Source organism: Actinomadura sp. B10D3 (genome assembly GCF_039871695.1).
GTDB classification, from domain to species: domain Bacteria; phylum Actinomycetota; class Actinomycetes; order Streptosporangiales; family Streptosporangiaceae; genus Spirillospora; species Spirillospora madurae.
On record NZ_JBDPLY010000020.1, the window covers coordinates 78,469 to 93,715 of the forward strand.

The 15,247-nt window shown below is 66.7% G+C and carries 19 protein-coding genes; 15 read left to right on the plus strand and 4 right to left on the minus strand.

Going from position 1 to position 15,247, the window contains the following annotated elements; translation table 11 throughout:
• Positions 1-14: 14 nt before the first annotated feature.
• Positions 15-788, minus strand: coding sequence for a DUF2249 domain-containing protein (locus ABGB11_RS27010; RefSeq protein WP_347637028.1), 774 nt, complete (start codon positions 786-788; stop codon positions 15-17).
• A 59-nt stretch (positions 789-847) separates the two neighbouring features.
• On the opposite strand from ABGB11_RS27010, the gene ABGB11_RS27015 reads away from it, so the two are divergent.
• The 6 genes from ABGB11_RS27015 to rarD all read left to right on the plus strand — a co-directional run bounded on the left by ABGB11_RS27015 (position 848) and on the right by rarD (position 6,588).
• Positions 848-1,576: a hypothetical protein gene (locus ABGB11_RS27015; protein WP_347637030.1), complete on the plus strand. Its 729-nt coding sequence runs from the start codon at positions 848-850 to the stop codon at positions 1,574-1,576.
• A gap of 255 nt (positions 1,577-1,831) precedes the next feature.
• On the plus strand, positions 1,832-2,566 hold the full coding sequence (locus ABGB11_RS27020; RefSeq protein WP_347637032.1) for a TauD/TfdA family dioxygenase: 735 nt from the start codon (positions 1,832-1,834) through the stop codon (positions 2,564-2,566).
• 24 nt (positions 2,567-2,590) lie between these two features.
• Positions 2,591-3,592 carry a diiron oxygenase gene (locus ABGB11_RS27025; protein ID WP_347637034.1) on the plus strand — a complete coding sequence of 334 codons (1,002 nt, stop codon included), beginning with the start codon at positions 2,591-2,593 and terminating at the stop codon, positions 3,590-3,592.
• A 47-nt stretch (positions 3,593-3,639) separates the two neighbouring features.
• Positions 3,640-4,695, plus strand: a complete 1,056-nt coding sequence (locus ABGB11_RS27030; RefSeq protein ID WP_347637036.1) for an Ldh family oxidoreductase — start codon at positions 3,640-3,642, stop codon at positions 4,693-4,695.
• A complete protein-coding gene (locus ABGB11_RS27035; RefSeq protein ID WP_347637038.1) occupies positions 4,692-5,612 on the plus strand; it encodes a branched-chain amino acid transaminase in 921 nt (306 codons plus the stop codon). The genes ABGB11_RS27030 and ABGB11_RS27035 overlap by 4 nt, the downstream gene beginning before the upstream one ends.
• Complete coding sequence (gene rarD, locus ABGB11_RS27040) at positions 5,605-6,588, plus strand: EamA family transporter RarD (RefSeq protein WP_347637040.1); 984 nt, start codon at positions 5,605-5,607, stop codon at positions 6,586-6,588. The genes ABGB11_RS27035 and rarD overlap by 8 nt, the downstream gene beginning before the upstream one ends.
• A gap of 99 nt (positions 6,589-6,687) precedes the next feature.
• Here rarD and ABGB11_RS27045 read toward each other — a convergent pair whose 3' ends face one another.
• Positions 6,688-6,816, minus strand: coding sequence for a hypothetical protein (locus tag ABGB11_RS27045; protein WP_347637043.1), 129 nt, complete (start codon positions 6,814-6,816; stop codon positions 6,688-6,690).
• 61 nt (positions 6,817-6,877) lie between these two features.
• Between ABGB11_RS27045 and ABGB11_RS27050 the strand changes: the two genes are divergently transcribed.
• The 6 genes from ABGB11_RS27050 to ABGB11_RS27075 all read left to right on the plus strand — a co-directional run bounded on the left by ABGB11_RS27050 (position 6,878) and on the right by ABGB11_RS27075 (position 11,398).
• Complete coding sequence (locus tag ABGB11_RS27050; protein ID WP_347637045.1) at positions 6,878-7,009, plus strand: hypothetical protein; 132 nt, start codon at positions 6,878-6,880, stop codon at positions 7,007-7,009.
• Positions 7,010-7,024: 15 nt separating this feature from the next.
• Positions 7,025-7,252, plus strand: a complete 228-nt coding sequence (locus tag ABGB11_RS27055) for a hypothetical protein (protein WP_347637047.1) — start codon at positions 7,025-7,027, stop codon at positions 7,250-7,252.
• Between the two features lie 77 nt (positions 7,253-7,329).
• Complete coding sequence (locus tag ABGB11_RS27060; RefSeq protein WP_347637049.1) at positions 7,330-8,646, plus strand: HEAT repeat domain-containing protein; 1,317 nt, start codon at positions 7,330-7,332, stop codon at positions 8,644-8,646.
• A gap of 128 nt (positions 8,647-8,774) precedes the next feature.
• A complete protein-coding gene (locus ABGB11_RS27065) occupies positions 8,775-9,809 on the plus strand; it encodes an SRPBCC family protein (RefSeq protein ID WP_347637051.1) in 1,035 nt (344 codons plus the stop codon).
• Between the two features lie 81 nt (positions 9,810-9,890).
• Positions 9,891-11,141 (plus strand): hypothetical protein, encoded by a 1,251-nt coding sequence (locus tag ABGB11_RS27070; protein WP_347637053.1) that lies wholly within the window; start codon positions 9,891-9,893, stop codon positions 11,139-11,141.
• A gap of 2 nt (positions 11,142-11,143) precedes the next feature.
• Positions 11,144-11,398: a hypothetical protein gene (locus ABGB11_RS27075; RefSeq protein ID WP_347637055.1), complete on the plus strand. Its 255-nt coding sequence runs from the start codon at positions 11,144-11,146 to the stop codon at positions 11,396-11,398.
• Here the strand turns inward: ABGB11_RS27075 and ABGB11_RS27080 are convergent.
• On the minus strand, positions 11,382-11,948 hold the full coding sequence (locus tag ABGB11_RS27080; RefSeq protein WP_347637057.1) for a DUF1877 family protein: 567 nt from the start codon (positions 11,946-11,948) through the stop codon (positions 11,382-11,384). The two genes, ABGB11_RS27075 and ABGB11_RS27080, sit on opposite strands and share 17 nt — an antisense overlap.
• Before the next feature lie 2 nt (positions 11,949-11,950).
• On the minus strand, positions 11,951-12,706 hold the full coding sequence (locus ABGB11_RS27085) for a hypothetical protein (RefSeq protein ID WP_347637059.1): 756 nt from the start codon (positions 12,704-12,706) through the stop codon (positions 11,951-11,953).
• Positions 12,707-12,771: 65 nt separating this feature from the next.
• On the opposite strand from ABGB11_RS27085, the gene ABGB11_RS27090 reads away from it, so the two are divergent.
• The 3 genes from ABGB11_RS27090 to ABGB11_RS27100 all read left to right on the plus strand — a co-directional run bounded on the left by ABGB11_RS27090 (position 12,772) and on the right by ABGB11_RS27100 (position 15,074).
• Positions 12,772-13,266, plus strand: a complete 495-nt coding sequence (locus ABGB11_RS27090; protein WP_347637061.1) for a macro domain-containing protein — start codon at positions 12,772-12,774, stop codon at positions 13,264-13,266.
• A 456-nt stretch (positions 13,267-13,722) separates the two neighbouring features.
• Complete coding sequence (locus ABGB11_RS27095; protein ID WP_347637063.1) at positions 13,723-14,796, plus strand: EcsC family protein; 1,074 nt, start codon at positions 13,723-13,725, stop codon at positions 14,794-14,796.
• Between the two features lie 2 nt (positions 14,797-14,798).
• Positions 14,799-15,074, plus strand: coding sequence for a hypothetical protein (locus ABGB11_RS27100; RefSeq protein WP_347637065.1), 276 nt, complete (start codon positions 14,799-14,801; stop codon positions 15,072-15,074).
• The last annotated feature ends 173 nt before the right edge of the window (positions 15,075-15,247 follow it).

Here is a 15,247-nt window from a genome sequence, read left to right on the forward strand (position 1 = left end):
TTCCGGCGGTTTCGTCAGGGGCGGCCGATGCGGACGCGCCAGACCTCCGGGCCGGCTTCCTCGTAGTCCCAGGTGTATCCGCCCGGGTGCTCGGCGGCGAACTGGTGGTAGAGCGGCTTCGGGTCGTGGTCGTTGACCAGGACGAACGCCGTCCCCGGCGCGAGCGCCCCGAACGCGGCGAAGATCCGCTGATGGCGCTGTGCCGGGACGAGCGCCCGGACGTCCAGCACGCCGTCCTCGGTGACTTCGGCCGCGGCGCCCGGCGTGCCGGGGTCGTCGTGCCCCCCGCACGTGCAGTGGTGGCCGCCGGCGGGCTCCTGGCCGCCGAGGATCTCGTGCATTCCGGCGAGGAGCGCGCCGAGATCGACGCCCGCGTCCACCAGGGCGGGCAGCAGCAGGTCGTTCTCCTTCTCCAGGTGGGACTGGAAGAGGGCGTTCACCGCCGCCGCCCCGCTGACCGCCTCTCCAGGCGTCCGCGCCGCCTCCAGCTCGGCGACCCTCTCGCGCAGGACGGCGTGCTCGCGGAGCATCGAACGGAGCAGTAGGCGGGCTTCGGGCAGTTTCTCCGCCGCCCTGTAGAGGGTCCCCTCCTCGGCCAGGGCGTGGGGGAGGGCCTCGTCCCGGCAGAACGCCACGAGCGTGTCGCGACGTTCGTAGGGGGCGGCGAGCTGGTCGACGGCGCGGGAGACGGTGAGCGCGTGGTCGGCGATCGTCCGGCCGAGGCGCCCGTGGTGGTCGAGGATCGCCCGCACGGTCTCCTGCTGCGGGCTCGCGGTCGATGTGGCCATGAGCATTCCACTCCTCGGTGCCGGGGCATTTTTTACAACACTACTTGTATTTATAATCGATGGCATGGAGGATCACGATCGCGGGGGGAGCGCCTCGAACTCGCCCGCGTCGCCTTCCTCGGACGCCGCGCGTCGCGCGCCGGACCGTCCGCTCGCCGGGCCTGCCCTGCTACGCCGCCGCCTGCCTGCTCGCCGGATACCTGTGGCTCGCCGTCGCAGGGACCATCCGGCTCGCCGCCGGACGGCCGTCGAACAGCGGCCTGTACGACGCCGCCCTGCACGCCGTCTTCCTCGGCTTCGTGATGTCGATGGTCTTCGGGCACGCGCCGGTGATCCTGCCCGCGGTGCTGCGGGTGCGGCTGCCGTACCACCCCGTCCTGTACGCGCCTCTCGTGCTGCTGCACGCGTCCCTGCTGGTCCGCAACGCCTTCGGCGGACGGTTCGCGCACGTCGTCACCTGGTACCTGTGGGCCGGCACCGCGCTGGTCACCGGCGGAACACTGGGCGGGCTGATGGCGTCCGGTCGCGTGTCCGAGTGGCACGAGCCGATGCGCGCTGCGTACGCGCAGGTCAACATCCTGGGCTGGGGCGGGCTGGCGGTCCTCGGCACGCTGTTCACACTGTGGCCGACCGTCCTGCGAACCCGCGTAGTGGATGGCACAGGCCGGATCGCCCGCTGGTCCCTGCGCCTCGCCGTACCCGGCCTCGGGTTCGCCGTCGGCGGCCTGCTGGCCGCCGACGCCGAGATCCAGGCCGCCCGCAGACGGCGCGACCGCGGGAAACGTTGACTTGTCCCGGCCGGCACAAATAGGCGGGTGCCTATGCGGGGGCTCCGGTTCCGATCAGGTTGGCGAGGAGGTGGTCGGCTTCATCGATGTGAGGTCGGCACGGGCCCACCGGTCGCACAACAAAACTTCCCCTTGACTTGCCAGGCGAGCATTGATCAAATAATTCTTGATGAAGATCATTCGCTGATAGGCCACTTTCCCACTTCCCGAGGATCGACCTAAGAAATCGGTAGTGACTCCGACCAGGGGGATTCTGTGGCTGGGAATAAGAGCCGCCAGCACGAGATGGAGACGATGAGAGGCTGCCTGGATTCCCAGGGTTACTCTCTACTCACCGAAGTCGGCGGCTTGCCGCATGTTCACCGGATTCTCTCCCTTCTGGGCGAGATGCTTCCGCATGCCGATGGTCGGCTTTTATACGAAGTGAAGGCCAGGCATGGCTTCGAGTCGCTTCGATTCACAAAGAGCACCAATGGGATCCCGGTGCACACCGAAGCACCCGGTACCGACCCGCCGCCACGGCTTGTCGCGCTCTACTGCCATACCATGGCCAGGTGCGGAGGCGGCCATACCGATCTGGTCGACGGCCGTGAATTCATCGCCACCCTGGGCACATCCGACCGAGACCTGATCCAGAGCCATCTCGTGGACTTTCCACCTCCCGGCGCTGACGATGAGCGGCTCCCCATCCGCCGCGGCGTCGTCTCCTTTGAGGACGGCATCGGCGAGGTCATCAGGTTCAGCTCTAATCTTTTCTCTTTCGGTGCCTATGAGGCCGAGGTGAACGGCACCCCGGATTCCCGGGCCACGGCGCTGGGCGAGTTCGGCCCGGTCTTGTCCCGCCTCGCGGCCGAGTTCTTCGCCCAGCACCGTATCCGCACCCTCATACCGGAGGACGCCCTGCTCGTCTGGAACAACCACCGGATGTTGCATGCCCGCGCCGAATACAAGGACGCACGGCGACACCTCACACGTTTCTGGCTAAGCTAGCGCGGCACGACCGAGGAGGAGACGGTGTCCGACCAGACGGCAATCGAATCGGGGCCCGGAGCGATCGACTACCGGCAAGATAACGAGGTCGAGAGCGCGGTCATCAGGCGGTTGGCCGACAACTGGTATCGGCGCGCCAGTGTGAAACGCCCGGAACTTGATCTCGAAGGGCTCTTCGAGATGGACCGGCCCGACTACCCGGAGGACATCCTTCCATTCGGAGACCATCCCGCGTACCAGGACCTTGATCAAGCAAAGAAACAAGAACTCCTCTCCTGGGCGATCATCGCTTTCAACCGCAACACGGTAGTCGCGGAACTGACAGTCGCAAATCCGGCCTTCGGGCTGGTGATATCAGGTGAGTATCCGGGACTCGCGGGCGAGGCGTTGGAAACCTGCTTGCTTCAAGCCATGGTCGACGAGCAATATCACACGCTCATGCACATCAACGCCAGCGCTGTCACACGCAGGAAACGGGACCGTGCCATGCCCGACTCAGCGCTGCCTCTACCACACCACAGTGTCCGGCACCAGGAGATGTGCGCGCAAGCAACGGAGCGATGGCAGGCGAGCCTGACGACGCTGGCCTTTTCTACCGTTTCCGAGATCGGCATCGGAGCATACCTCGACCTGCTCGCGGACAATCCGAACGTTCAGCCCATCAATCAGGCCACCGCCGCGCTCCACAACCGCGACGAATACTGCCATGCCTCAATCGCCGACGAACTGGCACAGGTGGTGTATCCGCGACTGGAGGGCGAGCAGAAGCGGTTCTTCGTCCACGCCATGTGCGAAGGGCTACAGGCGTATGCCGCAAACGACTATTCGATCTGGCACCGCATCGTCGACCTGGTGGACGTGCCAGGCGGCCACGACATGCTGCAGGAATGCGAGCGGGCCGGCCGTAAACTGCTCGTCCGCGACTTCACCGGCGTCCACGCGCTGTTCGAGAAGATGGACGTCCTCGACCAAGTGGACTTCGACTGGTCCACGGTGAAGATCCGCCGAGACGGGCAACCGAAGTGATGGAGGGCAGCTCCAGGGACGTCCGGACGGGAGCCGGGTTCATCTCGGTGAACACCGCCCGCGAGATCGCCTCCTCCGCGCTCCAGGCGCACGACGTGCCACGGGCGGACGCGGACATGGTGGCCGATGCGCTCGTCGAGACGTCGCTGCGCGGCATCGAGACCCATGGCCTGCGGCTGCTTCCGCAGTTCCTCAACGAGCTCGACCAAGGGGTCGCCAAGCCACACCCTGCCATCACCGTCGCCCGGAGCCGCGGAGCGGCTGTCACGCTCGATGCCGACGCCGCGCTAGGGGTCGTCGCCGGCATGGCCGCGGCGACGGCAGCCGAGAGGCTCGCCAGGAAGTACGGCGTTGGCCTTGTGTGTGTCCGCAACTCGAACCACTTCGGGGCCGCCTCCGTGTACAGCCGACGGCTGAGCGCGGCCGGGTTGATCGGGATCGTCATGACATCGGCGGCGGCGCGGGTCGCACCCTTCAACGGGGTGGAGCCGCTGTTCGGCACCAACCCGATCAGCGTGGCGGCGGGTGGGGAATGGGGGGAATTCGTTCTCGACATGGCCACGAGCCAGGTGTGCTTCGGAGCCATCAAGGCGCTTGGTCGCGATGGCGGCCGACTGACCACTGGCTGGGCAACGGACGCCGCGGGAAAGCCCACCCTCGCCCCGGACAATGCGCATGCCCTATCCCCGCTCGGTGGTTACAAGGGACAAGGGATTGCCATGGCGGTGACGCTTCTCACCGCTGTCCTCGCGGGTGCTCCGCTGGATTGGGAACTGGAGCATATCGGCGAGTCCACGCCTGGTAACGGTCGGCAGGTCGCTCATTTCGTGCTCTGTGTGGACCCGGATGCCTTGGGCGGCGGAGCCGCGTTCAAGGCCGGGCTGAGTTCCCTTCTGAACACCACCCGGCAAGCCGTGCCCGCGGGAAAGGAACCAGTGATGGTCCCCGGTGACCCCGAACGCATCTCGCGTGACCGTCATCTGCGCCTCGGGATCCCGCTGGATCCTACGACCACCTCGGCGCTGGAGGCCCTGGCCGAGCGTCTCGGGATCGAATTTGCGCCCGGCCTGCCATCCGGCCGAGCCGAGCGGGTGCGCCGATGAAGCTGAATCCGACGCCCTACGTTTGGATGGACGGCGAACTCGTACCGTGGCCGGAGGCGAAGGTCCATGTGTTGACACCTTCGCTGCACTACGGGTGGGCGGTCTATGAAGGCATCCGCTGCTACGCGACTCCAAAAGGCACTGCGGTTTTCCGACTCTCCACTCACCTGAAAAGGCTTCGGAACTCCGCACGCGTGTACCTGATGGACGTAAAATGGAGTGATGCGGAGCTGGCCAACGCGGTTCGCGCCCTCATTCAGTCCAACGATCTGGACTCCTGCTACGTGCGGCCCATCGTCTATCTCGGCTACGGCTCAATGGGCGTGGCACCGGACCTGTCATCAGTCCGCGTTTCTATCGCCGCTTGGAAATGGGATTCGTATCTGGGTGCGCAGGCAGAATCGGGTGGGTGCCGACTGGTGACGAGCGCTTGGCGGCGCAACGCACCGGAATCCGTCCCGGCGACGGCCAAGGCAACGGGCGCCTACGTCAATTCATCGCTCGCCAAGGTGGGTGCCCTACGTGCTGGCTATGACGACGCGCTCATGCTCTCGCTGCACGGGCATGTCGCGGAAAGCTCGGCCTCCAACGTCTTCATGGTCGTCGACGGAGTCCTGGTCACGCCGCCGATAAGCGATGGGATCCTACCGGGCATCACTCGGAACAGCGTCATAACGCTGGCTCGCGACCTGGGCCACCGGGTGGAGGAACGGAGCTTCGGGCTGAGCGAGATCCATGTCGCCGACGAGGTCTTCCTAACCGGAACGGCGATGGAGATCATGCCTGTGGTCTCGGTCGACGACAGGCCGATGACACACGGCACGGACGGTCCCGTCAGCAAGAGCCTGATCGAGTCGTTCAGAAGCGTGGTGTCCGGGCGTTCGGTCCAGTACAGGGAATGGCTGTCATTTGTCTGATCCAGTCGAGCGCCGAGGTGTGGTATACGGGTTTGCCGCCTACGTTCTGTGGGGCCTCGCCCCGCTGTATTTCCCCCTTCTCGAACCGGCTGGCGCGATCGAGATCCTGGCCCACAGGATTCTTTGGTCTCTGGTGATGGTCGGGGCCGTCGTGTCAGCCACAAAACGGTGGGCCTGGATCCGCACTCTGGGAATGCGGAAGGTCGTGCTGCTGACACTCGCCGCGATAGCGGTCTCGGTCAACTGGGGCATCTACATCTACGCCGTCAACGAGCAGCGCGTTATTGAGGTGTCGCTAGGCTATTTCATCCTTCCGCTGGTGTACGTCATGTCGGGCGTGGCGTTCTATGGGGAACGGCCGCGCCCAGCTCAATGGACAGGTGTTGCGCTCGGCGTCGTCGCCGTTGCCATCCTGACGGCCGACTATGGGCAGGTGCCGTGGGTGTCTCTGGCCATCGCCGGAACATTTGGCGGATACGCCATCATCAAAAAACGTGCTGGGGTGGACGGTCCCGAGAGCGTGACGATCGAAACACTGGTGATGCTGGTTCCGGTGCTCGGCTATCTGCTCGTTCTCGAGGCCCAGGGGGAAGGGCGATTCGGACACGTTTCGATCGGTCAGGATCTCTTGTTCATCGGCTGTGGCCTAGTCACCGCTGTGCCGCTGTTGTGCTTCAGCGCGGCCACCGTCCGGATTCCTATGACCGTGCTCGGAATGTTGCAGTATCTGGCCCCCGTGCTCCAGTTCCTAATCGGCTGGCTGCTCCTGCACGAGGCGATGCCCACCAGCCGGTGGCTGGGGTTCCTCTTCATATGGACAGCGCTCGCCGTCGTCGGTGTGGACGCAGTGCGACGGCATGCCTCTAGTACTCCGGCTCCTCCAACCGCTCACAGGTCCACAATCAGCAACCGACCTGCCAACGGCGATGGGTGCAGCCCTGCTCCACGAGCAGTTCCTCCAGGTGGTCGTGCGTGAGTGTCCCGGCCACCGGTTCGGCGACTCCGCCCTCACCCGCGGGCACCGCCACCGGCGGGGCGGCCCCGCCCAAGACCTCCTCCACCGTCTCCTGTGTGATCACAGCCGAGACAGCTGATCCTCCTCGACCTCCAGCCGTGACTCCAACCCGGCGATCTGCTCGCGGATCTCCTCGATCCGCTGCCGGACCCCGGCCTCACGCCGCGGGGAAAGCGCCTTTATCGACATGACGGCGCCCTACGCAGAGGTCTACTACAAGGAGGGATTCGATCGGGGGCAGGTTGAGGCAGTGCTGATCGTGCTGGAGGCACGCGGCATCGAGGTCTCGGAGAAAGACCGGCAGCGGTTCATGAGTCTGGCCGACCAGTACCTGGTCGAGCGGTGGATGATGTCGGCTGCCTTCGGCCCTGATGTCGAGTAGTTCTTTCACGAGAAGATGTACAGCCACGATCGCGAATGGTCGTCGGACCACGCCAGGCGGTACAGCGCCGCAGGATATGCGAAGGGCCTGGCTGTGGCCTTGATGTATGTGCTGCGAGCTTGCGGGATCAAACTCGGAGAAGATGAGCTGGAGCGCGTCAACAACTGCACCGACGCCGACCAGCTTGAGCGATGGCTTCGGCGCGCCGTCGTCGTCCGAGATGCCGGTGCGCTTTTCGCGTGACGGTTTTCCGGTGCCGCTCGTTGGTCGGGTGAGTGGCACCGGGCCGGTTGTCGGTGGGGTGTGCGAGCATTCTGGCCGTGGAGATCGAGGAGCTGGTTGAGGGGCTGGCTGGGGCTGAGCAGCGGCCCGCGGTGGAGGCTCTCGTTGCCTTTGGTGAGGCGGCGGTGCGGCCCGTGTTGGACGTTCTGTGTGACGAAGAGTCGCCGGTCGACTGGTCTACCAGTGCGGTGGTGCTGCGCCGCATCGGGCTTCCCGCGCTCGATCCGCTGATCGAGGCCATGGTCACGGCATCCTCCGCCGAGGTGGCGCGGCGCTGCCGGTGGGCGCATTGCGGGCTTGAGATCGACGATCTTTCTGCGTTCGTCCCCGGGTTGAGTCATCCGCACCCGATGGTCCGGGGCAACACGGCCTATGTGCTCCAGGTCAAGGGGGCGGCCGCTCTGCCGTATGTGCCCGACCTGATCGCTCTTCTGGATGATCCCGATGAGGATGTGCGGCGGCGGGTCCTTTGGGCGCTGCAGGAGATCGGGCCTGGGGCGCTTTCGTCCTTGCGTGACGTGCGGCGCTCGTCCGGGCGGCTTCGCCGGCGTGCGTTGGAGGCCCTTGTTGCGGTCGGTGGCCCTTCCGCCCTGGACGACCGGGACCGGGAGCTCATCCGGCGTCTGATCCGGGTCAAGCTCGCGACCGAGACGCCCGAGCCGATGCATTTGTGCGGTACCTGGTACGCCGTCCCCACCGGTGATCAGGCTGCCGTTCTGGATGCCGCCGGTCTCTCTGATCCGGAGGCCGTCACGATGCGGCTGGGCGCGTCTGCCTGGATCCACGACCACCACGCCTTTACCGGGGAGCACCGTACGTGCCGCCGGATCTACGTGACGCCGCAACTGGACGGCTGGACACTCCTCTTCGGTGATCCCTTCGACTATCACGACGAGGAGATCGATGCCGCCGCCGTCCAGGACCACTGCCGTGAGCTGAGCCTGCGTTTCGGTGCGGCCCACTGGTACGGCGCGAGCTGCGGAGACAGCTGGACGGGCTGGTGCCTCGCCGAGAAGGGCGAGATCGTCCGCTACTACGACCTTGAGGAGCCGGACGAGCAGGTCGGCTCGCACCCCGCCGAGGACGGGTACGTCCTCCCGCACATCGACGCATTCCCCGATAACGCCTTCGCAGGCGTCGGCATCAATGACAGCGATGCGTTCCTGGCCCGCTATCTCCAGGTCAAGAAAGACCACGCGATTCCTGACGACGCCCATGCGACGACCGTTGCCGCCCGCGCCTCGGTCGACCCGTCCGCGCTGGGCCCGGAGACGGACGTCCAGGGGCATGGCGTCGTGGCCCTGACCCCGTGCGGCCGGGAGCGTGGCCACCCCCGGGGCGCCCTCGACATCTGAACGGTCCGCGTATACAGGCGGTAGATCTTCCTTTTTTGCTGGTCAGTGAGCGTTTCATCCGTTTTGTAGCGAGCTGTCGGGCTATGTCCCGGGAGTCGGCACATAGGCGTAGAGAGCGAAGGCTGATCATGACGGAGACGGGCAGCAGCGGCGGTAAGAGCCAGGACCTTCCGGTCGAGGAGCTCAAGAAGGCCGGCCGGGAGTTCGTTCAGGCGCTCATGGTGCGGACGCTGGAGCAGGCCGGCGGCAGGATCGCGGGACTGACCGAGCGGTTGAACGACGCCGCGGAGGGCGGGGGAGCCGGGAAGCAGGCGGCCGCCGCCGGTGTGAAGAAGCTCGCCGAGGGCGAGTCGCCGGTCAAGGCGGGCCTCAGCGCGGGCGCGGCCGGCGCGAAGGCGAAGGTGAAGGAGGCCGTGGGCGGCAAGGGCGGCGGCGGCAAGAAGGGCGGTGGCGGCGGCAAGCTGAAGGTCACCAACATCAGCGAGCAGTTCGACGTGGGGCTGCCGCGGCGCATCGCCTACGACCAGTGGACGCAGTTCGCCGACTACCCGAGCTTCACCAAGAAGGTGGAGAGCGTCGAGCAGGAGTCCGACGAGAAGATCAACTGGCGTGCGCAGATCTTCCTGTCCCACCGCACCTGGGAATCGACGATCATCGAGCAGGTGCCCGACGAGCGGATCGTCTGGAGGTCCAAGGGCCCCAAGGGCTATGTCGACGGTGCGGTGACGTTCCACGAGCTCGCGCCCAGCATGACGCGGATCCTGCTGGTGGCCGAGTACCACCCGGACGGCTTCTTCGAGAAGACCGCGAACCTCTGGCGCGCCCAGGGCCGCCGCCTCCGCCTCGACTTCAAGCACATCAAGCGCCACATGATGACGCAGACGCTGCTGAAGCAGGAGGAGGTCGAGGGCTGGCGCGGTGAGATCCGCGACGGCGAGGTGGTCAAGACCCACGAGGACGCCCTCAAGGAGGAAGAGGAGGCCAAGTCCCGCGAGGAGGGCCAGGAGCGCGAGGAGGACCAGGCGAGCGAGGAAGGCCGGGAGCCCGAGGAAGGCGAGCGCGACCAGACCGCCGAGGAGCAGGAAGAAGGCGAGGGCGGCGAGAACGGCTCCGCGAAGGCCGAAGACAAGGAGAAGGAGAAGGCCGAGGGCGCCAAGGTCTGACGTCTCCGCTGGTGAGGCCGCATGTTCACCCGTGGATCCGGGAAGTCATGGGGCGGGGCACACGGAGCATCGGGGGGAACGATGGGCGACGAGAGCACGTCCGACAGGTCTGAGCGTGATCGCGATCGGAACGAATCCGCCGAGTCGAACGGCCTGACCGGCAGGACCCTGACACCGGGCAAACGTCCGCATCCGAGTGAGGGGCCGGACGTGTACCTGGACGTGCCGCTGGTCAAGGTGGACGAGATTTCCCTCGAAGTCGAGAACCTGGACGCGCACGTCTCGCTTGTTGCCGAAGTCCTCGATCTGCTCAAGCTGAACGTGGGCGCGGACGTGTTCCTCGGCAGGGTCAAGCTGGAGATCAAGGGTGTCGAGGCGCAGGCCCAGTTGGAGGTGCGGCTCGACAACGTGGCCGTCATCGTCGACCGCGTCCTGACGACCCTCGACCGCAATCCGGAGATACTCCAGCACATCGGACGCGGCGTGGAGTCGGCGGCCCGGAGCATCGGCGCCGGCACCGGGACCGCGGTGGGCGAGGTCGGCAAGGGCGCCGGGGGAGCGGTCGAGGACGTCGGCCGCGGCGCCGGCCAAGCGGTCGAGAGCGTCGGCGAAGGCGCCGGTGGTGCGGTGGAGAGCGTCGGCGAGGGTGCCGGAGGTGCCGTCCGGGACGTCGGCAAGGGCGCGGGCGGCGCGGTCGAGAGCGTCGGCGAGGGTGCCGGTGGCGCCGTTCAGGATGTCGGGAAAGGCACCGGGCGTGCGGCCGAGGAGGTCGGCAAGGGCGCAGGTGAGGGCGTCGGCGAGGTCGGTAAGGGCGCGGGCGGCGCGGTCGAGGACGTCGGTAAGGGCACCGGACGTGCGGCTGAAGGAGTGGGCGAAGGCGTCAGCGATGTCGGCAAGGGCGCCGGGCGTGCAGCCGAGGGAGTGGGCGAGGGAGTCAGCGACGTCGGCGAAGGTGCCGGGCGTGCGACTGAGGAGGCCGGCAAGGGCGCGGGTGAGGCCGCCGAGGGCGCGGGCCGGGCGGCGGAGGCCACCGGCAAGGACGTCACCGGCAAGGCGGCCGAGGCGGCCGAAGACGTCACAGACAAGGCGGGCGAGACAGCCGAGGACGCCACCGACAAGGTGGGCGAGGCGACTGAGGACGTCACCGGCGGTGACGGCTCCAACCAGGAGGACGAATCAGAAGGTCAGCAGGGCGCGGAGGCGAGCCCCGGCGGCGAGCAGGAGGAAACGACAATTCGCAACGCCTTCCACGAGACCGAGGAATCCGTGCGCGACCTGGGACGGGCATTGCTCCGAGTGATCTCCGAGCGGTCCCGTGCAGGCAAGGAGTGATCATGGCCCATGACGAGTTCCCCGACGCTGAGCTCCGCCGCGCGGCGGACATCCTCTTCACGGCCAAGGTGAAAGCCGACGAACTCCGCTTCGAGACCGCCCCCGAGAACTCGGTCGAGTTCACCGAGAACGCCGACGCCGCGTCCGGAAGCCGGCGCACCAACCTCCCCGACAGGGTGGAAGAGCACGTCACGTACCGCGACGTCGAAGTCGACTACGCCATCGCCGCGAAACTGGGCATCAACCGATCTCTTTGATGACAGCATTGCCATTGGCGGCCGCGCGGGCGTAGAAATCGCGGACGGTGGAGAAGACCCTCGCGAGGACACCATGTTCCACCATGTCCACGCTTGGCGGCCCTCCCCAGCCCTCGAATGAGTAGGGCCGGACTTCTTTCAGGAACGCGTAACGCTCACGAATCAAGGCGTCGCGATCGAGTTCGCGCAGGAAGCCGTCAACGGCGCGCACCTGGTCGGGGCGAAGGAGGCGCGGAACCCTGAAGATCGTCCCTTCGCCCATGACGAGCCCGCCCAGTATCACGTCGGCGGCGGGAGGGTCCCCAAGGTCGTGCTCCAGGTGCTCGTCGGAGAGGCCGGTAAGCAGGACGTGGAGGGCCTCCCACGTCCGGTGCGTGTCCACATCCTCAAGCTTGCACAGGGAACCGGACGGGTCGTATCCGGTGCCGTTCGGCAGGTCTTCCCAGACGTCTCGCAACCGCTTCAGCCCCGCGTCCAAGCCGTGCGGATGGTCGAGCACGGCCGCGACCTCGGCGCCGTCGTACCTGCTCAGCCACATCCAGTAGCCCATGCCTAGTTGGGCCCGGTCAGCCGGACGTAGCCGTAGGGGTTGTAGAAGAAGTCGTCCTCGTCATAGCGGTCGCACGCGCCGGTGCGGAGCACCCAGCGCGGGGCGTCCTCGGTCAGGCGGAACCCGGCGCCGTCCTCGATCTCCTCCGCGCGCGGGTCGGTGAGCAGGTAGATCGCGAGCGTGTCCAGGTGCACGACCAGATCGGCCAGATCATCCCTGGTCAGCTGCGACGCGTCGGCCTCGATCTCCACGTCCGGCGCGCCCAGAAGGTGCATGCCACAGCTGTAGAGCACTTTCCCATCGGAGATCGGCCGCTTCACCCAGGCGCTGATGAGCGTGTCGGCCAGATCCTCCGCCTCGGCGCCGGACGCTCGTTCGGCCAGCGCGAGCCAGCGCTCCCGGCCGTGCGCGATCCCGCTGCTCTCGTTCTTCACCGCGGTGGCACCCGACTCCAGCAGCGTGGCCGTCGCCGCCAGCAGCCGCCGCGAGGTGTCGGCCGCCATCTTCCGCATCATCGGCATGGACAGCAGGTACGCGACGGTGTCGTGGGATTCCACGGCCGCCCAGTCCGCATCGTCGAACGAGGCCGCGGCCATGCACGCCTCGAACGCCTCGGGCATCCGAGGATCAGGCTCCGTCTCGGAGTACTCGCGATCGAGCACGAAACCGCCGAACCCGGACGCGACCCGCTCGATCTCCGACAGATCCAACCCGGTTCCGAGCACGCACAGCACATGTCGGGGACTCACTTCGACCATCCCGGCACGTTATCGATCTTGACCCGATCATGCGATGTCGGAGGCCGTCGCTACGCTCCGCCAGCGTGGACACCACTCGATCGGGGGACTTGTTGATCATCGAGAGAACGGGAGACCTCCTGCGGGACGACGCGCAGGCGCTCGTCAACCCCGTCAACACGGCGGGCGCCATGGGCAAGGGCCTCGCGCTCCAGTTCAAGCGCGCCTACCCCGACAACTTCACCGCCTACGCCAAAGCGTGCGCCGAAGGCCGCCTGCACCCGGGAGAAATCCTCTGCGTCCCAGTGGACGACCGCTGGATCCTCAACTTCCCGACCAAACGACACTGGCGCAGCAAGTCGCGCCTCGAAGACATCGAGACCGGCCTGGAGGCCCTAACCCGCGTCCTGGACGACCGACACATAACCAGCGTGGCCGTCCCACCGTTGGGCTGCGGCCACGGCGGCCTCGACTGGGCCACCGTCCGCCCCCTGATCACAACCACACTCGGCCCCCTGAACGTGGACGTCCACCTCTACCCTCCGAACACGGCGACCCCACCACCTCCCGCAACCCGCTGACCAGCGCATCCGCCGGAACGTCGCCCCCACGTACGCAGACAACGACGCGAGTGGGGGCGCGATGGCGGCGGTTGCCGCCTGACCTGCGGCACGCTGGTCGCCACCCACCGGCTGTCGGGGGAGAACGTCCGGCTGGACGGCCTCGTCGTCGTCTTCGGAATTGCGCCGTGTTTGCGTGGTGGGCCCGTCGCCAGGGTGTGGTCACCAACGATGATCAAATAGGCGGAATGGTCTCGCTCAACGTGTCGGTGAAGTCGCTCTTCGATGCGTTGAGGACGAGCGGTCCACTCGCATGGTTTTTGCCGAACTGGCCGGAGTTAGCCGCGCTATTGTGCGGTGCGTTGCAGGCTTCTACGATCGGCCGGGCCTCTACCGATGGGCACCCATTTGGGGCCGTTCGGAAGGCGTGGAGTCCCTCGAAAGTGCCACAGGGACATGATGAACGGGGGGGACCACATGGCCGGTGAGATGACGCCGTACGACCGCAAGGCGTGGGATCAGATCGAGGGTTGGCGCGATAAGCGTCTGACCGCGCGTACGCGGCGCGCCCTGCCGGAAGGCGCGCGGGAGCGTATCCGCGATGTCGGCCAGAAGGTCCGCACCCGTGTTGAGGCCGTGCCCGGCCTACCGGACTTCGAGAGCATCTTTCTCAAGTCGCTCCAAGGACTGGTGGACTTGGGAGGCCGGACGGCGGTCGCGACCGTCCCGAAGAAGTCCATTGTCAAGGCGTATCGAAAGCACGACGCCGAGGTAGAAGAACTCGAGGACATCCAGAAGCTCGACCTCGCGCTGATCGACAAGGTCAAGCCGCGGCTCGGCCTTCGCTACACCGCCTTCGCAGGCGCCGAAGGTGCGGGAGCGGGCTTCGCCGCCTCCGGGGGCGGACTGCTCGCCACTGGAGGCACCGTCGCAGGCGCCGGAGCCGGTGCCGCACCCGGCGCGGCTCTGGTGCTCGGAACGCTGGTGGCCGACTCCGCGGCGGTCCTGCTCGCCGGCCAGCGTGCCATCGCGCACATCGGCGCGTACTACGGCTACGACCCCGAGCACCCTGACGAGCAGCTCTTCATGCTCAGCCTCCTCAACTTCGGCACGGCCTCCGAGGCGGGGAAAGTCGTTGCCTACGCGGAAATCAACAAGCTCGTCCAAGCACTCGCGCGGAATGCGACGTGGGACCAGCTCAATCAGAACGTCGTCACCAAGGTGGTGGAGAAGGTGTTCACGCGCCTCGGGTTCCGTCTTACGAAGGCGAAGCTGGGGCAGGCGGTACCGGTCGTGGGCATCGCGATCGGTGCCGGGATGAACACGCGATTTCTGAAGCGCATCACGGATGACGCGGAGTACCTGTACCGGGAGCGGTTCCTGCGCGACCGCTACGGCCTCGAGGCGGAGTCCGGCCCGGTCGCCGCCGATGCGGACTCCGATGAAGACGTCGACATCGTTGACATCGTCGACGCTGAGATCGTCGAGGACGACGACGAGCGCGAGCGCCACGATTCCATGCCCGGTGCGGAAGGCGGCGAGCGTGGGTGAGCTTGCTGAACGACTTCACCGAGCTGCTCCAGCGAGGGTCGGCTGAGCTCTACGCCGACAACCCCGACTTCATGAGCACCGGTCAACTGAATCCCACGGACAATGCGCTCGACGCCGGCGACCTCGCACTGTTCTTCGCCGGGCTTGAGCGCGGACTCATCACGCTGCACCCGCGGGGCGCACGGCCCTGTGAATGCTCCGCTGACCTCGTGTTCTCGCTCAGGCTAAGAACTGCCAGATCTTGTCGGCTGCGGTGGTCGGGACGTCGGCGGCGCTGATCGTGGCGCCGGTGTCGGCCCAGGTGAACACCCAGGCGCCCCTGATGTAGTCGGGCGCCGACTTCCGTGAATCTGCTGGGTGTCGCGGAGTTGATCACGTACAGGACGGGCGTGCCGCTGCGCTGGACGATGCCGCACGACATCCCGCCGTGGCTGCGCACCGCCTCACCGAG

Coding starts and splice junctions, on each gene's coding strand:
- ABGB11_RS27080 (WP_347637057.1), bottom strand. CDS start 11,948: ATGGGCTACTGGATGTGGCTGAGCAGGTACGACGGCGCCGAGGTCGCG.
- ABGB11_RS27035 (WP_347637038.1), top strand. CDS start 4,692: ATGAAGCTGAATCCGACGCCCTACGTTTGGATGGACGGCGAACTCGTA.
- ABGB11_RS27015 (WP_347637030.1), top strand. CDS start 848: ATGGCATGGAGGATCACGATCGCGGGGGGAGCGCCTCGAACTCGCCCG.
- ABGB11_RS27095 (WP_347637063.1), top strand. CDS start 13,723: ATGGCCGGTGAGATGACGCCGTACGACCGCAAGGCGTGGGATCAGATC.
- ABGB11_RS27045 (WP_347637043.1), bottom strand. CDS start 6,816: ATGTCGATAAAGGCGCTTTCCCCGCGGCGTGAGGCCGGGGTCCGGCAG.
- ABGB11_RS27085 (WP_347637059.1), bottom strand. CDS start 12,706: ATGGTCGAAGTGAGTCCCCGACATGTGCTGTGCGTGCTCGGAACCGGG.
- ABGB11_RS27070 (WP_347637053.1), top strand. CDS start 9,891: ATGGGCGACGAGAGCACGTCCGACAGGTCTGAGCGTGATCGCGATCGG.
- ABGB11_RS27075 (WP_347637055.1), top strand. CDS start 11,144: ATGGCCCATGACGAGTTCCCCGACGCTGAGCTCCGCCGCGCGGCGGAC.
- ABGB11_RS27010 (WP_347637028.1), bottom strand. CDS start 788: ATGGCCACATCGACCGCGAGCCCGCAGCAGGAGACCGTGCGGGCGATC.
- ABGB11_RS27055 (WP_347637047.1), top strand. CDS start 7,025: ATGTACAGCCACGATCGCGAATGGTCGTCGGACCACGCCAGGCGGTAC.
- ABGB11_RS27065 (WP_347637051.1), top strand. CDS start 8,775: ATGACGGAGACGGGCAGCAGCGGCGGTAAGAGCCAGGACCTTCCGGTC.